Raw genomic sequence first — 18,936 nt, forward strand, 5'->3', positions numbered from 1 at the left:
TCGCCCTGGCGGCGCCCCCTTCGGCCACCGGGGTCGCCCCCCCCCCCCCCGGCGCCCCCCCCCCCCCGGCCCGCGGGGGCGCGCGGGGCCGGGCCGCGCGCGACGACCGGGAGCGGGACTGGTACCGCCAGATCGTCGACCAGACCGTCGGTTCCTCGCTGATGAAGCGGTACGGAACGCTCGACGAGCAGGCCGCCGCGATCGTCTTCCTCGCCTCGGACGAGGCGTCCTACATCACCGGCACCGTCCTGCCCGTCGCGGGCGGGGACCTCGGCTGAGGCGGCCCGATCCCGGCTCCGGCCGGCCGGTGCTAGCGTTCTGGAGCATGGACACCCGTCCTGAGCAGCGACGAAGCCTGATCGGTCGGGTCGGCGAGGTCGCCGCGCTGACCCGGGCGCTCGACGCTGCCCGCGCGGGCAGGCCCTCGCTGGTGCTCGTCGAAGGGCCCGCGGGCTGCGGCAAGACCGCCCTCGTCGACCATGTGCTCGCGGGCGGCGGGACCGCCGTGGTGCGGGCCACGGGCGTGTCCTGGGAGTCGGGGCTCGCGCTCGGCGTGGCCCGCCAGCTCCTGCGGGCCCGCGGCACGGACCACGAGCACCCCGCCGGGCCCCTGCCCCCGCCCCCCTCCGAGCCGGAGCCCCCGGCCCGGACCCCCGCCACCCCCTTCCCGCCCGCCGTGCCCGCCGCCCCCGCCGTCCCCCCGGGGCAGACCCCCGCCGTGCCCGCCGCGCCCGCGGACCCCGCCTCCTCCGTGCTCGGGGCCGCCGAACAGCTCCACCGCCTGTGGGCGGCGCACCGCCCCCTGGCCGTCGTCGTCGACGACGCCCACTGGTCCGACGCCGACAGCCTGCGCGCGGTCCGCTCCGCCGTACGGCGGATGTCGGACGAACAGGTCCTCGTCGTGCTGATCGCCCGCGACCCCGGAGGCGACGACGAGGCGTACGCGGACCACCCCGCCGAGACCCTGGACTTCCTGGACGGCTGCCGCGACGACTCCATCAGGGTCGGGCCCCTGGGGGCGGAGGACACCAGGGCCCTCGCCCACGAGGCCGCCGGCGTCACCCTGAGCCTGCCCGCGGCGCGCCATCTGTGCCGCCACACCCGGGGCAACCCCCTCCACATCACCCAGCTCCTGCGGGAGCTGCCCCGGGAGACCTGGCAGGACTGGCAGCCCGTCCTGCCCGCGCCCGCCCGCTACACCGCGGCCGTCCACGGCCGGCTGGCGCGCTGCGGGGACGCGGCGCGCACCCTGGTCGAGGTCTGTTCCGTGCTCGGCGAGGACGCCACCGCGGCCGAGGCCGCCGTACTGGCCGGTCTCGGCGATCCGCTGCCCGCCGCCGACGAGGCGCGCACGGCGGGCCTGCTGACCGCGACCGTCGACCCCGGGCGGGCCCTGCTGTCGTTTCCGCACCCGCTGGTGCGGGCCGCCGTGCTCACCGGCATCGGGCTGACCCGGCGGGCCGAACTGCACCGCCGGGCCGCCGGGATCACCCGGGACGAGGGGCGGCGGCTGGCCCACCGCGTCGCCGCCGCCACCACCGCGGACGCCTCACTCGCCACCGAACTCGACGCGTACGCGGCCGAGCGCGCGTCGGCGGGGGAGTGGGCGGCCGTCGCGGACACCCTCGTCAAGGCCAGCCGCCTCAGCACCACCGGGGCCGTACGCCGGGACCGGCTGCTGCGGGCCGTCGACGCGATGGTCGGCGCCGGGGACATCCCCCAGGCCACCGCCTTCGTCGCCGAACTGGAGAGCTTTCCCGCCGGCACCCTCCGGGACGTCGTCCTCGGCTATCTGGCCATCATGAGGGGCCGTGCGGCGGAGGCCGAGACCTTCCTCACCGAGGCGTGGGCGCGCTGCGACCACGAGAAGCGGCCCGATCTGACGGCGAAGATCTGCCAGCGCCGGGTGCTGCACGCCCTGGGCCGCTGGGACGCCGCCGGCCTGGTGGTCTGGGCCCGCCGGGCCCTGGAGCTGGCGGACCCCGCCGATCCGTCCGCGATCGAGTCCGAGGCCGTCCTCGGGCTGGGGCTGGCGGCCACGGGCCGGTCGGACGAGGCCGTCGCCGCCTACGAGGCCGCCGCCGAACGGCTCGTCGGAGGCGCCCAGCCCCAGCGCTTCCAGCTCGGGCGCGGCTGGGTCGACCTCGCGCTCGACGCGCCCGAGGCGGCCCGCCGGCGGCTGGAGGGCGCGGTCCCGACCGGGTACCGCATGGGATCGACCCGGATCTCGCTGTGGGCGCAGGGCTGGCTGGCCCGGACCCAGTTCGCGCTGGGGGCGTGGCCGGAGGCCCTGGAGACCGTGGAGCGGGCGGCCGGCCGCCTCGCGGACGTCCGGATCGAACTCGTCCGGCCGCTGATCCACTGGACCGGCGCCCAGATCCACGCCCTGCGCGGGGACTGGGAGGCAGCCGACCGGCATCTGGCCGAGGCGTCCGCCGGGATGGACCACTACGAGGTGATGCTGGTGCCGTCCTGCCTCGCGCGGGCCCAGGTCGCCGAGGCCCGCGCCGACTACGAGCGGGTCGTGGAGGCCCTGGCGCCGGTCCTGCATCTGCCGTCCGGGGACGCCGTCGACGAGCCGGGCTTCTGGCCCTGGCAGGACGTCTACGCCAACGCCCTGGTGATGACCAACCGCGTCGAGGCGGCGGACGCGTTCCTGAGCCCGTACGAGGAACTCGCCGCCCGCCGCGGCCACTACTCCACCCAGGCCCGGCTGGGCGCCGCCCGCGGCCGGATCACCGGCGCGCACGGCGACATCGAGACCGCGCGGGGGCAGTTCGAGGAGGCGCTCGCCCGGCTGGAGCACCTGCCACTGCCCTACGAGCGGGCCAGTGTGAACTTCGCGTACGGGCAGACCCTGCGCCGCGCGGGCAAGCGCCGGGAGGCCGACACGGTCCTCAAGAACGCCCGCGACGCCTTCGTCACCCTCGGCGCGCGCACCTGCGTCCAGCGCTGCGAACGGGAACTCCAGGCGGGCGGTCTCGGTGTCGCCGAGCGCGGGGCGGCGGCCTTCGCGCTGCCCCGGCTCACCCCCCAGGAGCAGTCCGTGGCCCGGCTGGTCGCCGCCGGTGCGAGCAATCAGGCGGTGGCGCTGGAGCTGTTCATCTCGGTCAAGACCGTGCAGTACCACCTGACGCACATCTACGCGAAGCTCGGCATCCGCTCCCGCGCCGAGCTGGCCGCGCGCTTCCGGGACGAGGCCGGCACGCCCTGACCCCCGGCATACGGCGGGTCAGGAGGAGCGGCGGGTGCTCGCCCGGACCCTCAGTCGGCTCGGTACCACCGAAGGCCGTTCGACGGTCTCGTTGTTGAGCCGCTTCAGCAGCATGGAGACGGCCGCCCCCGCCTGTTCGGCCGGGCGCAGGTCGATCGCGGTGATCGGCGGGTCGGACTGCTGGGCGAAGCGGTTGTCGATGCCGATGGCGAGCATCAGGTCCTCGGGGATGCGCACGCCGCGTTCGCGGCAGGCGCGGGTGGCGCCCTCGCTGTACTGCTCGGCGGAGGCGATCAGCGCGTCCGGCGGCTCGTCGGCGTCCAGCAGGGCACAGGCGGCGCGGTAGGAGTCGGCTTCGAGACGGTCGACGGAGACATGGGCGACCAGCGGCGCCAGACCGTGCTCGGCGCACCACGACTGATAGGCCTGTTCACCGTCGATGGTCCAGGCCCAGGAGGACCGGGCCGACAGCAGGGCTATCCGGCGCGCGCCCTCCCGGTGGAGATGGCCGAGCAGATCGCGCATGTTCTGCTCGTTGTCGCCCGAGACGTAGAAGGGCCGCTCGGGACGGTCCGGGTCGCGCTCGATCGACACGACCGGGATGCCCATGCCCTCCAGCATGTCGATCCGGGGGTCACCGGCGGCCGGGTCGCACAGGACGACACCGTCCGGGCCGATGAGCCGCCACTCGTCCTCGGTGCTGATCCTCGGCGTCAGCATCAGGGCGTACCCCTCGCCGAACGCGGCACGCGCCGATCCGGACGCGATCGTCATGTAGTAGTCGAGACCGATCATGTCGTGCTCGTTGCCGCTGACGTCCCGGTGCGGGAGGACGAGCGCGATGGTGCCGGTACGGCCCTGCCGGAACGCCTGCGCCACCCGGCTCGGCCGGTAGCCGAGGGACGCCGCCGTCTCCCGGATGCGCTCGCGGGTCTCCCGGCGGAGCTTGCCCTTGTTGTTGAGGGCGTCGGAGACGGTCGTCACCGAGACCCCGGCGGCGGCGGCGACATCGCGGATCGTCACCCGGCCGCCTGAAGTCCTGGTCACCTTCACTACGGAACCACCAGATTCCCTCGGAGCACTGCTCGGCATCGACACGGATCAACACGAACCAACGCGGCCGGGGCGCTGTGCACGGTGCCCGGCGCGTACGCATACCGTACGACGGGGGGTGGGGGTATGCCGACAGTCCGGACGACCGGCACCGGGGCCCCGCGATCCGGTGTACGGGGGCCGGCGCCCGCCCCTCGCGTACGGGGACCGCGCCCCGCCCGTCGGCGGGGCGCCGTCCCCGCGTACACGATCAGCGCGTCCCCGCCGGCGCGGGCGCCGTCCACAGCTCGCCCGCCCGGCCCGCCACGACCCGGCCGCCGCGCACGAGCCGGCGCGGGCCGGGCTCGTTGCGCAGGGCGTCGGTGAGCGTGGTCGCCGCCAGCACGGTGAAGTCGGCCCGCCCGCCCGCGCGCAGCTCGCCGTACGGCACCCCGGCCGCCCTGGCCGCGTGGCCGGTCACCAGTTGCCATGCCGTCGCGACGCCCCGGTCGTCCTCGTCGCTCAGCGGGAAGGCATGCCAGGCCATCCGGGCGGTGTCCATCGGGTCGAGATTGCCGAACGGCTCCCAGTTGTCCTGGAGGTTGCCGGTCCCGGCGGCCACGGTCACCCCGGCGGCCAGCAGTTCGTTCGCCCGTGACACACCCCGGTACGGGTAGGAGCCGCCGAGGTTGGACGGGCACACGGTCACCACGATCCCCGCCTCGGCGACCTTGGCGATCACCCGGCGGGCGTCGTCGTCCGGGTAGGTCTCCAGGGCGCCCACGTGGTTGGCGTTGACCAGGCCCTGCATCCCGTGCGCGACCGTGCGCTCGGCCAGTGGCTCCAGCAGCCGCTCGGTGGGGTCGGTGAAGTAGTCGACGTTGATGTCGATGCCGACGCCGAACCGCTCGGCCAGCTCGAACACCTGGTCCAGATGGGTGAGCTGGTCCTCGAACGACCGCTCGTTGTTGGGCCAGCCGCCGACCCGGTGGGCCCCGGCGGCGAGCGCGGCGGCCACCAGGTCGTAGGCGCCCGGGTCCTGGACCAGCCCCTCCTGCGGGAACGCGGTCACCCGCAGCTCCACCAGGTCCGCGTGGGCCTCGCGCGCGTCCATCACGCCTTCGAACGAGGTCAGTCCGGTCACCGTGTCGATGTCCGCCTGGCCCGCGACCGTACCGACGCCCTGCGACGCGGCCAGCCGCAGGAACGCGCCCGCGCGGCCGGCCACCTCGTCCCGGGTGAAGGTGGCCTTCAGATCGCGCTGCCGCTGCATCAGCGCGGGCCGCTCGGTCAGCCGGGCCGGCAGCCCCAGGGGTCCGATCGAACGCCGGCTGAGCGCCTTGTCGGGGTGGCTGTGCGGCTCGGTGAACGGAGGGGTGATCAGCCCCCCGGCGGCGGCGATCCGCTCGGGGGCGGTGACGCCGCCGGCCGCGCCGGGACCGAGGGCGGCGATCCGGCCGTCCCGTACGACGACATCGACCGTGGCGCCGTCGAGCGTGGCGCCCTCGACGATCAGGTCGGCGGTGGTGGTGGTCTCAGAAGCCGTCACGGTTGACGTCCTTGTAGAGGAGGTACGACGGGCGGGTGGATCCGGTCGCGTAGAAGGACTGCGGGCAGTAGGGGGCCATGTAGACGAAGTCGCCGGCCGAGACCTCGACATGGTCGTCACCGAGGTAGTAGACGCCTTCGCCCTCCAGCATGTAGAGGCCGTGTTCCTGGTGGTGGACCTCCACCATCCGGAACCGCGAACCGACGTCGAACCGCATGACGTTCATCGCCATGTCGTAGCGGGCGTCGTCGGGCAGCAGCGGGGCCCAGGTGCCGCCGATGGTCTCGTCGGGGTGGTGGGTGACCTCGTCGGTGTGGCCGATCACCGGCTCCGGAGCCGCGACCCCGGCCACCGGCTCGTACCGGCGCTTGACCCACAGGACCCGGCTCGCGCCCGGTGTCTCGATACCGAAGACGACCCCTTCGGGGAAGTACGCGAACCCGCCCGGCTCCAGGGTGTGGAGGGTGCCGTCGGCCTCGACGAGAGCCCGGCCGTCGAGGACGTAGAGGAAGTTCTCGAAGCCCGAGCCGAGCGGACGGGTGCTGCGGCCGCCCGCCTCGAACTCCAGCAGATACTCGCCGAAGCACGCCGGGACCGCGCGGGGGGTCGCGAGCGGCTTGGCGATCACACCCTCCAGATGCGGAAGCGCGTTCTCGACCAGATTCTCCGGGGTCATCAGGATGTACGCGCCCCGCACGCGACCGCGGCTGGCGCTCACATGATGGACGGTTGGGCTGTGCGTCATGATCAACTCCTGGGTGTGCGGCGTCAGAGGGAATACCGGCCGTCGACGAGAACCGCGCGGCCGTCCACCTGGACGGCGGGGCGCTCGACGACCATGTCGACATGGACCGGGGACTCCCAGTCGGCGCCGGTGTACTCGGGGAAGGGGTGGCCGAAGGCGATGTGCACACCGGGCACGTTCTCGTCGAACAGCAGGTTCCCGGTGATCGCGGGCAGCTCCCGGTTGGTGCCCAGGGCCAGTTCGCCCAGGCGCAGTCCGCCCGGGGCCCCGGCGAGCCAGTCGCGCAGCCGCGACGCGAGAGCGGTGTCGGGGTGGTGAAGCGAGACCGCGGCCCCGCCCGCGACCTCGATCAGCAGCGGTTCGCCGAGCAGCCCGGAAGCGGCGTTGAAGGGGTAGCCGACCACCGACACCGCGAGTACGCCCTCCGCGGTCAGCGGGGTGCAGAACACCTCGCCCTGCGGCAGCCGCCCGCCCTGCCCGCCGCACTGGTAGAGGCCCGTGAAGGGGGTCCAGGGCCGGTCCGGGCCGCACCTCAGCTCCAGCTCGGTGCCGGACGCGCTGGTGACCCGTACGGACCGGCAGCCGGCCAGCAGATCGCGTACGCCCAGGGTGAACCGGGCGACCTCCGTGTAGTCGACGGCCATGCCGATCCCGAGACAGACGTCGTCCAGCGCGGGCATATGGGCATGGCGCGCCCCGAAGCGCTCCAGGTGCTCCCAGAACGACGGGTCCCAGGCGAGCAGATCACCCGGATCGGCCGCCGCGAACACCGTCACGGTCGGGGCGTACGCGTCCAGGGCGCGCCCGATCTCCCGCCGTGCCGCCTCGTAGCCGGCGGCCACATCGGGGATCACCACCACGGCCGCGGTGGTCACGGCGTGGGCCTGGTCGGCGATGACACCGGCCAGCGCCCGGGTCCCGCGGTCGGTCAGCACGAGCACCCGGTCCGACCCGGTGACCGCGAGGCACGTCCGGATCAGCTCACGGGCTCCGCGTGCGACCTCGGCCGCCGAGGGGCTCAGATCCGGCACGGCGCCTCCCCGGACGGCCGCCGGGCGGGCCCGGACAGCGGAAGATAGCGGCCCGAGCCCTTCGGCGCGGTGACGGCTCCGTCGAGCGCCACCGTCCGGCCGCGCACCACCGTCCTGACGACCCGCACCGTGCTGGTGCGGCCGTCGTACGGCGACCAGCGCTCCTCGGCGTGCTGCTGCCGCTCGGAGCTGACCACCCAGTGGGCGTCCAGGTCGAGCAGGGCGAAGTCCGCGTCCATACCCGGCCGCAGGGCCCCCTTCGAGCGGTCCGCGCCGCAGATCCGCGCGGGGCCCTCCGACATCAGGCCGACGATGTCCGCCAGGGGCATCCCGCGCCGCAGCGCCTCGCCGACGACCAGCGGCACGTACTCCTGCACGCTCTGGATGCCGAACGGGCAGCGGAAGACGTCGTCGGACGCGGCGAGCTTGTCGGCGCGGCCGTAGGGGCAGTGGTCGGAGACGACCGCCTGCACGTGACCGGCCCGCACCCGGTCCCACAGCCGCTCGACATGGCGCTCGTCCCGCAGCGGGGGAGCGCACACCCCGAAGCCGCCCAGCGCGGGCAGTTCGGCGGCGTTCAGCAGCAGATGGTGGGCGGTGACCTCGCAGGTGGCGTCCACCCCGGCAGCGCGCGCCCCGGTGACCAGATCGACGGCCTCGGGCGTGGACAGATGGACCAGGTGCACGGCGCAGCCGGTCCTGCGGGCCAGCCGCAGCACCTCCCGTACCGCGTCGATCTCGGTCGACGGCGGACGCGCCTCCAGCAGGGCCGAGAAGTCGGTGCGCCCGCGCGCCCGGAGAGCGGCCTCGCCCGCCGCGAGCGCGTCGCGGTCCTCCGCGTGGACGAGGACCCGGGCCCCGAGCCGTGCCGCGGTCGTCATCCCGGTCAGCAGATCGGCCTCGGTCGCGGGCGGGAAGTCCATGTCGTTCTCGGGGAGGAACGCCTTGAAACCGGGTGCGCCCAGCGCGTGCTGGCCCGCCATCTCGTCCAGCGAGGGCCCGGTCAGCGCGCCCCAGAGACCGAAGTCGACCACCGCGCCCGCCGCGGCCGAGTGCCGCTTGTCGCGGTAGCGGGCGGCGGTCGTGGTCGGCGGGTCGGAGAAGGGGTGCTCGACGACGAAGGTGACTCCGCCCGCGGCGGCGGAACGGGTGCCGGTGTGGAAGTCGGTCTCCAGGGAGATGCCCGGGACATCGAAGTGCACATGCAGATCGATCACCCCGGGGACCAGATGCAGCCCCCTCGCGTCGATCGTCTCCGCGGCGGTGACCCGGGTGCCCGGGGGGACGAGGGCCCGGACCCGTCCGCCGTCGACCAGCAGGGTGCCCGGCCTCGGGCCCTCCGGGGTCAGGACGGTGGCCCCGGCGACGGCGAGATCGACGCGTTCGGCGGACCGGGCGGACCCGGCGGGGGAACGCCCGGCCGTCCCGGACGCGCCCCGCGGGTTCGAGGTGCGCCCGTCGGGCGCGCCGGGGGCGGGCCCGGGGCCGCGGTGCGGACCGGCCCCCGCGGACACGCGGTTCGCGGCGGGCCCGGTGGTGACGTGTGTGCCGCCCGCGCCCGGGACGGGCCCGTCCGGGGTGTACGGGCCGGGTGCGCCCGGCCGGTACGGGGTCACGGCCGCACCGGTTCCGCCGACGCGCGGGCCCCCGTGTTCCGGCGGCTCACCACCCGCCCGCGCCTGAGCGTCGTACGCGTGGAGGGCAGGTTGGCGAGCGCCGTCGCCCGGTCCGGCGCGTCGAACAGCACCAGATCCGCGTCCTCGCCCACCTCGATGTCCCCGGGACGCCCGCCGACCACGGCCGACGCCTGCCCGCAGACCATCTCCCACGCGGTGTCCACCGCGCCCTCGTCGTGGAATCCCGCGCCGAAGAACGCCATCTGGGCGCGGTCCAGCGGATCCAGGGTGCCGAGCGGGTACCAGCCGTCGTTCATGTTGTCGCTGCCCGCGGCGACGACCGCGCCCGCGGCCATCAGCTCCCGGGGGCGCGACAGCCCGCGCGGCCCGCCGTCCAGCAGATTCAGCGGGACGACCACGATCCGTACGTCCGCCTCGGCGACCTTCGCGACGACCCGCGCCGCGTCCGCGTCCGCGTACACCTCCAGACCACAGCAGTGGCTGGCCAGGACATGGCCCTGATATCCGCGCCGGATCGTTTCCTCGGCGAGGTACTCCAGCATGGTCTCGGTCGGGTCGATCATGCAGTCCACGTGGATGTCCACATCGACGTCGAACCGTTCCGCCAGGTCGAAGACCTCGCGGACATGGGCCTTCTGCGCCTCGGCGCCGTCCTCGACATTGGGCCAGCCGCCGATCAGATCGGCGCCGGACGCGAGCGCCTCGGCCAGCAGGGCCCGGGACTCCGGGTCCCGGGCCAGCCCCTCCTGCGGAAAGGCCACGATCTCCACGTCCAGCAGATGCGCCACCCGCTCCCGGGCGGCCAGGACCCCGTGGAAGCCCCGCAGCCCGGAGACGGAGTCGACGTCGACGTTGGCGCGCAGCCGGGTGACGCCGTTCGCGGACGCCAGCCGCAGGGCGCGGGTCGCGCGCTCGGTCACGTCCTCGGCGGTGAAGCCCGCCTTGATGAGCCGGGCGCGTTCGAAGGCGTCCCGGGCGCCGGGGGGCGCGAGGGTGCGGCTGTACGCCTTGTCCGGGTGGTAGTGCGGTTCGGTGAAGGACCGGGAGACGAGTCCGCCGCCCGCGTCCAGGATCTCGGGCGCGACGGCTCCGCCGGCACGGGGGCCGCCGGGGCCGTCCGCGGCGAAGTCCGGGCCGCTCGGTTCGACGGCGGCCACCTTTCCCCCGCGTACCCACAGGTCCACGAGCCCGTCGCGGCCGTGGACACGGCCGCGGCGGATCAGCAGGTCGGGCCCGGACTGCCGGGTGGTCGGCTGGGCGCTCGGCATGGCGGTCTCACCACTCCCATTCGTTGGCGGGTACGCGGATGTCGGACGGGTTGGCGACCACCGCCGTCACGCCGGCCCGCAGGGCGGCGATCTGGAGCGCGAGGTCCATGCTCGGGCCGTTGTGCCCGATCCGGGCCACGTGCTCGGGGGTGTCGGGCAGATGGACGAAGCCGCACCGGGTGGGCAGCCCGCGCAGGGCCGCCAGATGGAGCGCGGTGTACATGACGGCGTTGCAGCCGTGTGTCGAGGCGGAGTTGGAGATCAGCGCGGGCACCCCGGCCTCGCGCATCGCGGTGCTCATGGCCTTGATCGGGAGGGTGGCGAGATAGGCGGCCGGCCCGTCGGGATACAGCGGTTCGCCGGCCGGGCGCCGCCCGTCCTCGGCGAACTGGAAGTCCTCGACGTTGACCGCCGTGCGCTCCACCGTGACGGTGGTCCGTCCCGAGAACACCCCGCAGGAGACGACCGCGGCGGGCGCGCCGTCGCACAGCAGCGGGAACAGGGCCTCTTCGGGCCGCTCGTTCCAGACGAGGCTGCGCCCGACCACACGGTGGCCGCCGATCTCCTCGCCGTCGAGCGCGAGTGCCACGGCGGAACTGGGGTTGTCGGCGTAGTGCAGCTCGGTCCGGCACGCCAGGGTGCCGAAGGCGCCGTTACCGGTCACCAGAATCCAGGGCTGGGTCATCACACATCTTCCGAAGGATGGAATGCACAGATCGTCAGGCGGAAGGGTTGGCGACCGCCATGGCTCAGCATCATGACGGATGACGGCCGGAAAAGAAACGTTTCTTTTTTCGAAAGAAACGTTTCTTTTGGAGTCTTGACCCTGGGAATCCGCCGGTGTTAACTGCCGCCATCAAGCCCGAGCACGAGGGCTCCGCAGCGCGGCCGAAACGTTGGTGGTACCCCGCCGGGGTGGTTCCCTCCGCCGCCCGCATCTCCTCCTTGCTTTCCGCTGATCCCTGCCCTGCGTGACCCCGATCCCTCGCGGAGGTACTTCACTTGAACGCCATCCCCGTCTCCCGCGGCGCCAGACGGCTCACCGTCGCCCTGGTCGCCGGGTCGCTGGCCCTCACCGCCTGCTCCGGTGCCGGCCCCGGCAAGAAGAGCGCGGGCGGGAAGGAACTCGCCGTCACCGAGCTGACCCCGAAGCCGTCCGGCACCCTGGACCGGGTCACCTGGGCGGTGTCCGCCGAGCCCTCCTCGTTCGACTGGATCCACAACGCCAGCTTCGAGACCGGCCAGATCATGGCCAACGTCTGCGAGGGGCTGCTCCGCCTCGCCCCCGACATGTCGCTCCAGCCCGCGCTGGCCGAGTCCTTCAGCAACCCGTCCCCGACGACGTGGGTCTACCGGGTGCGCTCCGGGGTGACCTTCCACGACGGCACCCCGCTGACCGCCGAGGACGCGGCCTTCAGTCTGAGCCGCAATCTCGACGCCAAGGCGGGCTCCTTCTGGTCCGGCGCCTACGAAAACGTTTCTTCAGTGAAGGCCACCGGTCCGCTGGAGGTCACCGTCACGCTCAAGCAGCCCGACGCCCTCTTCAACGCGTACATGAGCAGCCCCGCCGGCATCGTCGACAGCAAGGCGACGGTGACCGCCAAGGGGAAGGCGTACGGCACACCCGGCGGCGGGGTCAACTGCGTCGGCCCGTTCTCGCTCAGCGCGTGGGAGAAGGGGCAGTCGATGACCCTGACCCGCGACGACAAGTACTTCGACCCCGCCCACCGGGCGAAGGCGAAGGAGGTCGTCTTCCGCTTCGTCCGCGACCCCGCCGCCATGGTCAACGGCCTGCTGTCCGACTCCATCGACGGCAGCTGGTTCCTGCCGCCGTCCGCGATCGGGCGGCTGTCGGCGAGCGGCAAGGGCACGGTCTACTACGGCACGTCCACCCAGGGCTTCAACGCCATCGTCATGAACACCGACGGCCCCCTCAAGGACGTCCGCATCCGCCGGGCCCTGTCCATGGCCATCGACCGCGAGGGCATCATCGACGCCGTCATCGGCGGCGCCGGCGAACCCCAGAAGGCACCCGCCGTTCCCGGCTCGTGGGGCTACGCCGAGAAGACGTACCGCGGTGCCTGGGACGGACTGAAGGTCACCGAGCAGAACATCGAGACGGCGAAGAAGCTCGTCGCCGAGGCGGGCGTGCCCGCGGGCCCGATCGTCGTGGCGACCACCAGCGCCGAGGCGGAGGTGCCGGTCATCGGCGCGGAGATCCAGTCCGCCGCCAAGAAGATCGGCCTCGACGTCCGGATCAAGCCCGTCCCCGCCGACCAGTACAACGCCGTCTACACCGACAAGAAGGCCCGTGAGGGCATCGACCTCTATCTGACGGGCTGGGGCACGGACTTCGCCGACCCGCTCCAGATGTACCAGTACTTCCAGACGGACCACTTCTACAACTTCTCCGGCTTCTCCGACCCGCGGTACGACGAACTGATCGTCAAGGCGGGCAGGACCCAGGACGAGGAGGAGCGGGCGCGACTCGTCACCGCCGCGCAGAAGATCGTCGTCGACGAGCTGGTGTGGATCCCGCTGTACGCGCCGTACAACACGCTCTTCCTCAACAAGCGGATCACCGGATCCCCCGCCTCCTACGTGCAGATGCACTACCCGTGGGCCGCCGATCTGGGAGCGTCCTCGTGACGGCCGCGGCGGTCGGCGCCGGCCCGGTCGAGAAGACCCCCGAGGCCCCCGGGCGCCCCGGCCCGGGCCGGGGCGCGGTGGCCGGGGTGCTCATCACCCTCGCCAAGCGGCTCCTCGCCCTCGCCCTGCTGATGCTCGCGACCTCGTTCATCGTCTTCTCGGCGATGTATCTGGCGCCCGGCTCCCCGGAGTCGTTCCTCGCCCGCGGCAACTCCGTCACCGCCGACACCCTCCAGGCCATCCGCGACCAGTACCGGCTCGACGACCCCTTCTTCGAGCGGTACCTCGCCTGGCTGGGCGGCATCGTCACCGGTGACTTCGGGCAGTCGCTCCAGTTCCGCCAGCCCGTCGGCGATCTGATCGCCTCGCGGATCACCACCACCGGCGCCCTGGTCGCGTACGCCTCCGTCCTGATCCTCGCCTCCGGCATCGTCATCGGTGTCATCGCCGCCGTGAAGCGCGGCAGGACCGACAGCGCGGCCATCATCGGCACCACCGTCGCCATGGGCACCCCGTCCTTCGTGATGGCGATCGGGCTCACCTCCCTGTTCGCCGTCACCCTCGGCTGGTTCCCCGCCTTCGGCGCGGGCGAGGGCTTCTTCGGCCGGATCTGGCATCTCACCCTCCCCGCCGTGGCGCTCGCGCTCTCCTCGGCCGCGCTCGTGGCCCGCGCGACCCGCTCCTCCATGCTCGCCGAACTGGGCAAGGAGTACGTCGAGACGGCCCGCGTCCGCGGCATCCCCCAGCGCCGCATCATCTGGCGGCACGCCTTCCGCAACGCGCTGGTGCCCGTCGTCACCCTCGCCGGACTGGTGGTCTCCGGACTGCTGGTGACCACCACGCTGGTGGAGACCGCGTTCGGCCTCAACGGCATGGGCTCGCTGCTGGTGCAGTCGGTCAACGCCAAGGACTTCCCGGTCACCCAGGCGATCGTGCTGATCATCGTCGGCGTGTTCGCGCTCTGCAATCTTCTGGTCGATCTGATCTACCCGCTGGTCGATCCGCGGGTGCGTGGAAAGGCGGGTGCCTGATGGCTGTCGTCACCGACCCCCCGGACACCGCGGCGAACCCCGAAAAGGGCCGCCACAAGGACAACGGACTGGTACGCCGCCGCCTGCTCGGCCGCCTCACGGGCGGCAGCCGGACGGTCACCCTGTCCGCCGCGGTCCTGGTCCTCTTCGTCCTGGTCGCGCTCTTCGCGCCCTGGCTCGCTCCGCACGACCCCGACGCCGTCTCGCTCGCGGACAGCCTTCAGGGCACCTCCGCCGACCATCTCCTCGGCACCGACCAGTCCGGCCGCGATGTGCTGTCCCGGCTGATCCACGGCGCCCGCACCTCGCTGCTCGGCCCGCTCGGCGTCGTCACCGGCGCCACCCTGCTCGGGGTGACCATCGGGGTGATCGCCGCCTGGCGCGGCGGCTGGGTCGACACCGTGCTGTCCCGTGTGGTCGAGCTGATCTTCGCCTTCCCCGGAGTGCTGCTGGCGATCCTCCTGGTCGCCGTGCTCAGCGCCGGCCTCAAGGCGACCGTGCTCGCGCTCGCCATCGCGTACACCCCCTACATGGCCCGGATGACCCGCAGCGCCGCCCTCAGCGAACGCCACCGCCCCTACATCCGCGCCCTGGAGATCCAGGGGTTCTCCGCCGGGAGCATCATCGTGCGGCATCTGCTCCCCAACATCGCGCCGCTCGTCCTGGCACAGGCGTCCCTCTGCTTCGGCTACGCCATGATCGACCTCGCCGGTCTGTCCTTCCTCGGCTTCGGGGTCCAGCCGCCGCAGGCCGACTGGGGAGCCATGATCTCCGAGGGCCAGGTCGCCCTGCTCCAGGGCGCGCCCCTGTCGGCACTCGCCCCCGGCGTCCTCATCGTCGTCGCCGTGGTCGCGTTCAGCCTCATCGGCGAGGGCGTCGCCGACCGCATCAGAAGGGCGGACCGATGACCACCGCACCCCTGAAGGACGCACCGGCGGGCCCGGCCATGCTGGAGGTGGAGGATCTGTCCATCGCGGTCCGCCGCGACCGGAACACCAAGCCGATCCTCGCCTCGGTCTCCCTCAGCTGCGCCCGGGGCGAGATCGTCGGCCTGGTCGGCGAGTCCGGCTCCGGCAAGTCCATGACGCTCCGCACGGCCGTCGGGCTCACCCCGGCCGGCGCGGACGTCGGCGGCCGGGTCCGGGTGTCGGGCCGGGACATGCTCGGCGCCTCCCGGCAGGAGCTGACCGAGGTCAGATCACGGACCGCGGCCATGATCTTCCAGGACCCCCGCGCGCACATCAATCCGTTCCAGCGCATCGGCACCTTCCTCGCCGAGGGGCTGCGGATCCACCAGGGCCTGTCCAAGCAGGCCGCCGCCCGCCGGGCCGCCGGACTCCTGGAGGAGGTCGGGCTGCCCGACCCGCCCCGGCATCTGCGCCAGTACCCGCACGAGATGTCCGGCGGGATGCTCCAGCGCGTGATGATCGCCGCCGCACTGGCGAGCGAACCCGAACTGCTGCTCGCCGACGAGCCGACGACCGCGCTCGATGTGACCACCCAGGCCGAGATCATGTCGATCCTGCTGCGGCTGCGCCGTGAACGCGGCCTGTCGATCGTCCTGGTGACCCACGATCTCGACCTCGCCGTCTCCGTCTGCGACCGCATCCATGTGATGTACGCGGGCTCCGTCGTCGAGGTCGCCACCGCCACCGATCTCGCCCGCGACCCCCGGCACCCGTACACCGCCGCCCTCTTCGCCGCCCGGCCCGCGCCCGACCGCGCGGAGCTGCGGGCGGTGTCGGGCCGGCCGCTGGGGCTGTACGAGGTCGAGGGCGGCTGCGCCTTCGCGTCGAGATGCCCCGAGGCGGCCGGCGTCTGCCGGGAGACGGCACCCGTGGCCAGGCCGGCCGGCGGACACCGGGTGGCCTGCCATCTGGTGACGGAGGACGCGCCCGGGGCGGCCGGACCGCCCGCATCCGCGGACCGTACCGACGGTCCGGACGACCGTGGCGACGGCACCGACCGCACCGCCGACGGAACCGACCGCACCGACCGCTCCGGCATGTTCACGAAGGGAGAGCGGCCGTGACCGACACCCACCCCGTCACCCGGGTCGAGGCCCTGCGCAAGACGTACGACCACGGCCGGGTCGTCGCCGTCGACGACGTCTCCTTCGAGGTGGCCGCCGGAGGATCGCTCGGCATCGTGGGGGAGTCGGGCTCCGGCAAGACCACCACGGCGCGGCTGATCGTCGGCCTGGAGGAGCCCGACGCGGGCCGGGTCTTCTTCGACGGCCGGCAGATCGGCACCGGAGGCAGCCGCAGGCTCCGGCGGCAGCGCGCCCGTACCGTCCAGCTCGTCTTCCAGGACCCGTACCAGAGCCTGGACCCGCGCCAGACCGTGGGGGACGCGGTCGACGAGGTCCTGCGGCTGCACACCACGCTCGCATCGTCCGCGTTCGCCAAGCGGCGGGACGAACTCCTCGGACAGGTCGGCCTCGGCACCCGCGAGGCGGCGGCCCTGCCCCGGGAACTCTCCGGCGGACAGCGCCAGCGCGTCGCGATCGCCCGGGCACTGGCCGCCGACCCCCGGCTGCTGGTCCTCGACGAGGCGGTCGCCGCGCTCGATGTGTCCATCCAGGCCCAGATCCTCAATCTGCTCTCCGAGATCCGCCGCGAGACCGGAGTGGCCCTGATCTTCGTCAGCCACGACCTGGAGGTCGTCCGCTGGGTCGCCGACGACGTGGTCGTCATGTTCCGGGGCTCGGTCGTCGAGAGCGGGTCCACCGCCGACGTACTGGAGAACCCGGAACACCCCTATACCCGGCTCCTGTTGTCCAGCATCCCGCGCCTGGGCTGGGACCCCGCCGACGTGTCGCAGGCGCGACGCGACTTCCTCGCCGCCGTCCCGTGACGGCCGGCCGCCCAGCGACGTCCCGCCCGCCCCGTGGAGGAGAAGCCATGCCCCGCACCACCGCACGCCGCCGGACCCCGGCCCTGGTCGCGCTGACCGTCTGCACCGCCCTCGCCGTCTCCGCCTGCGGCGGGGTCGAAGGCGCGGGCAGGACGGGCACGAACACCCCGGAGCTCACCGAGTCCCTGCCCCCGGCCAAGGGCGAGGTCCCCTCGCTCAGATGGGCGCTGTACGCCGAACCCTCGTCGCTCGACCCCATCTACAGCAACGACTTCCCGCCGATGGAGGTCCTCGCCAACGTCTGCGAGAGCCTGCTGAGCATCGGCCCCGACTTCACCTTCCGGCCCGCGCTCGCCACGTCCTGGACCAACCCCGACCCGCGCACCTGGGTGTACAAGCTCCGCGACAATGTCACCTTCCACAGCGGTGCGAAGCTGACCGCCCAGGACGTCGCGTACAGCCTCGGCCGCAACCTCGACAAGTCCCTCGGCTCGTACCACGACGGCGTCTACGCGAACGTCGAGTCGATCAAGGCGACCGGCGGGAACGAGGTCACCGTACGGCTCAAGCGGCCGGACGCGCAGTTCCACCAGGCGATGGCGACGACCGCGGGGCGGGTGCTCGGCGAGGCCGCGTCCAAGAAGGCCGGGAAGAAGCTCGGCCGTCCCGACGGAGGCGTCGACTGCACCGGGCCGTTCAGGCTGGCGAACTGGTCGGCGGGCAAGTCCATCACCATCGACCGGTTCGACGCGTACTGGGACACCGCGCGCAAGGCCAAGGCGGGCAAGGTCGAGTTCGACTTCATCCGCGACCCCGCCGCCCGCACGACCGCGATGCTCGCGGGTGAGCTGGACGGCTCCTGGTTCGTGCCCGCCTCCGGCTACGGCAAGCTCCTCAACACCGACAAGGGCTCGCTCTACTTCGGCCGTACGGCAGGCAGCTACGTCGGCATGGTGACCGACCTCAAGGGCCCGCTCGCCGATGTCCGCGTCCGCCGGGCGCTGTCCATGTCCGTCGACCGCAAGGGCATCATCTCCGCGGCCGTCTCCGGTGCCGCCGAACCGCTCAAGGCACCCGCCGCGCCGGGCACCTGGGGCTACGCCCAGAAGGAGCTGAAGGCCGCCTACGACGCCCTGCCCGACCCCGGCGGTCCGGTGGAGCAGGCCAAGAAGCTCGTCCAGGAGGCGGGCGCGCCCTCCGAGCCCATCACCATCGCCGTCACCGGCTCCCAGTCCGAGATGCCGGTCATCGCCACGGAGGTCAAGCGCGCCGGGGAGTCCATCGGGCTCAAGGTGAACATCAAGACCCTCCCGGCCGACAACTACAACGCCCTCTACAGCGACGCCAAGGCCCGTGAGGGCATCGACATGATCTTCTCGCTGTGGCAGGCGGACTACCCGGACCCGACCGCGATCTACCAGTACCTCCAGACCGGCGACACCTTCAACTTCGCCCAGTGGTCCAACCCGGAGTTCGACCGGCTGATCAACGAGGCCAAGGCCACCACCGACACCGCCGCGCGTGCCGGACTGATCGCCCGGGCCCAGAAGACGGCGGTCGACGAGGTCATCTGGATGCCGCTGTACACGCCGTTCAACCCGCTCTACCTGAAGAAGGGGCTGACCGGGGCACCGCTCGCCTCCGTCCAGCTCAACTACCCGTGGGCCGCCGACATCGGCGCCGCCCGGTAGGACCACGTCAGGGGGCGTGGGAGCGAGAGGGGAACGGGCCCGCCCGCCGGGCCCGCCTCGCTCAGGGGGAGGCCCCCGGTCCGGATGTCCGCGGACGTCCGGGCCGGGGGCCTTTCGCGTACGGACGACCGCGGCTGTCCGGCGCGGGCCGCCGGGGTCCCTACGGGCGCGCGACCCCTGATCCACCCCGGAGACCGCGCACCGTCCCCTCCGTGACACCGGTCCTCTTTGCG

Annotated in this window: 15 protein-coding genes; 8 read left to right on the top strand and 7 right to left on the bottom strand. The window is 73.2% G+C overall.

What is annotated here, in order from left to right; translation table 11 throughout:
• Both ACFYT4_RS28760 and ACFYT4_RS28765 read left to right on the top strand, forming a co-directional pair.
• Nucleotides 1-278, top strand: a 278-nt coding sequence (locus ACFYT4_RS28760; RefSeq protein WP_389275166.1) for an SDR family oxidoreductase, incomplete at its 5' end; no start/stop codon positions are given.
• Between the two features lie 47 nt (nt 279-325).
• Nucleotides 326-3,214: an AAA family ATPase gene (locus tag ACFYT4_RS28765; RefSeq protein WP_389275169.1), complete on the top strand. Its 2,889-nt coding sequence runs from the start codon at nt 326-328 to the stop codon at nt 3,212-3,214.
• A gap of 18 nt (nt 3,215-3,232) precedes the next feature.
• Here ACFYT4_RS28765 and ACFYT4_RS28770 read toward each other — a convergent pair whose 3' ends face one another.
• The 7 genes from ACFYT4_RS28770 to ACFYT4_RS28800 all read right to left on the bottom strand — a co-directional run bounded on the left by ACFYT4_RS28770 (nt 3,233) and on the right by ACFYT4_RS28800 (nt 11,161).
• Nucleotides 3,233-4,261, bottom strand: a complete 1,029-nt coding sequence (locus ACFYT4_RS28770) for a LacI family DNA-binding transcriptional regulator (protein ID WP_389275172.1) — start codon at nt 4,259-4,261, stop codon at nt 3,233-3,235.
• A 256-nt stretch (nt 4,262-4,517) separates the two neighbouring features.
• Complete coding sequence (locus tag ACFYT4_RS28775; RefSeq protein WP_389275175.1) at nt 4,518-5,795, bottom strand: amidohydrolase family protein; 1,278 nt, start codon at nt 5,793-5,795, stop codon at nt 4,518-4,520.
• Nucleotides 5,782-6,540 (bottom strand): (S)-ureidoglycine aminohydrolase, encoded by a 759-nt coding sequence (gene allE, locus ACFYT4_RS28780; RefSeq protein WP_389275179.1) that lies wholly within the window; start codon nt 6,538-6,540, stop codon nt 5,782-5,784. The genes ACFYT4_RS28775 and allE overlap by 14 nt, the downstream gene beginning before the upstream one ends.
• Nucleotides 6,541-6,563: 23 nt before the next feature.
• Nucleotides 6,564-7,571 (bottom strand): aminopeptidase, encoded by a 1,008-nt coding sequence (locus ACFYT4_RS28785; RefSeq protein WP_389275182.1) that lies wholly within the window; start codon nt 7,569-7,571, stop codon nt 6,564-6,566.
• Nucleotides 7,559-9,187, bottom strand: coding sequence for an allantoinase AllB (allB, locus tag ACFYT4_RS28790; protein WP_389275185.1), 1,629 nt, complete (start codon nt 9,185-9,187; stop codon nt 7,559-7,561). The genes ACFYT4_RS28785 and allB overlap by 13 nt, the downstream gene beginning before the upstream one ends.
• A complete protein-coding gene (locus tag ACFYT4_RS28795) occupies nt 9,184-10,476 on the bottom strand; it encodes an amidohydrolase family protein (protein WP_389275188.1) in 1,293 nt (430 codons plus the stop codon). The genes allB and ACFYT4_RS28795 overlap by 4 nt, the downstream gene beginning before the upstream one ends.
• A gap of 7 nt (nt 10,477-10,483) precedes the next feature.
• Complete coding sequence (locus tag ACFYT4_RS28800; protein ID WP_389275191.1) at nt 10,484-11,161, bottom strand: pyroglutamyl-peptidase I; 678 nt, start codon at nt 11,159-11,161, stop codon at nt 10,484-10,486.
• Between the two features lie 317 nt (nt 11,162-11,478).
• On the opposite strand from ACFYT4_RS28800, the gene ACFYT4_RS28805 reads away from it, so the two are divergent.
• From ACFYT4_RS28805 to ACFYT4_RS28830, 6 genes are read left to right on the top strand one after another with little or no spacing between them, the layout of a single operon-like run.
• Nucleotides 11,479-13,125: an ABC transporter substrate-binding protein gene (locus ACFYT4_RS28805; RefSeq protein WP_389275194.1), complete on the top strand. Its 1,647-nt coding sequence runs from the start codon at nt 11,479-11,481 to the stop codon at nt 13,123-13,125.
• Nucleotides 13,122-14,156: an ABC transporter permease gene (locus ACFYT4_RS28810; protein WP_389275197.1), complete on the top strand. Its 1,035-nt coding sequence runs from the start codon at nt 13,122-13,124 to the stop codon at nt 14,154-14,156. Before ACFYT4_RS28805 ends, ACFYT4_RS28810 begins: the two co-directional genes overlap by 4 nt.
• Nucleotides 14,156-15,064, top strand: coding sequence for an ABC transporter permease (locus ACFYT4_RS28815; RefSeq protein ID WP_389275200.1), 909 nt, complete (start codon nt 14,156-14,158; stop codon nt 15,062-15,064). Before ACFYT4_RS28810 ends, ACFYT4_RS28815 begins: the two co-directional genes overlap by 1 nt.
• Complete coding sequence (locus tag ACFYT4_RS28820) at nt 15,061-16,188, top strand: ABC transporter ATP-binding protein (protein ID WP_389275203.1); 1,128 nt, start codon at nt 15,061-15,063, stop codon at nt 16,186-16,188. The genes ACFYT4_RS28815 and ACFYT4_RS28820 overlap by 4 nt, the downstream gene beginning before the upstream one ends.
• Nucleotides 16,185-17,012 (top strand): ATP-binding cassette domain-containing protein, encoded by an 828-nt coding sequence (locus tag ACFYT4_RS28825; RefSeq protein ID WP_389275206.1) that lies wholly within the window; start codon nt 16,185-16,187, stop codon nt 17,010-17,012. The genes ACFYT4_RS28820 and ACFYT4_RS28825 overlap by 4 nt, the downstream gene beginning before the upstream one ends.
• A 47-nt stretch (nt 17,013-17,059) precedes the next feature.
• Nucleotides 17,060-18,703: an ABC transporter substrate-binding protein gene (locus ACFYT4_RS28830; RefSeq protein WP_389275209.1), complete on the top strand. Its 1,644-nt coding sequence runs from the start codon at nt 17,060-17,062 to the stop codon at nt 18,701-18,703.
• Nucleotides 18,704-18,936 lie beyond the last annotated feature (233 nt).

Source organism: Streptomyces sp. NPDC004609 (assembly GCF_042873655.1).
Classification (GTDB): domain Bacteria; phylum Actinomycetota; class Actinomycetes; order Streptomycetales; family Streptomycetaceae; genus Streptomyces.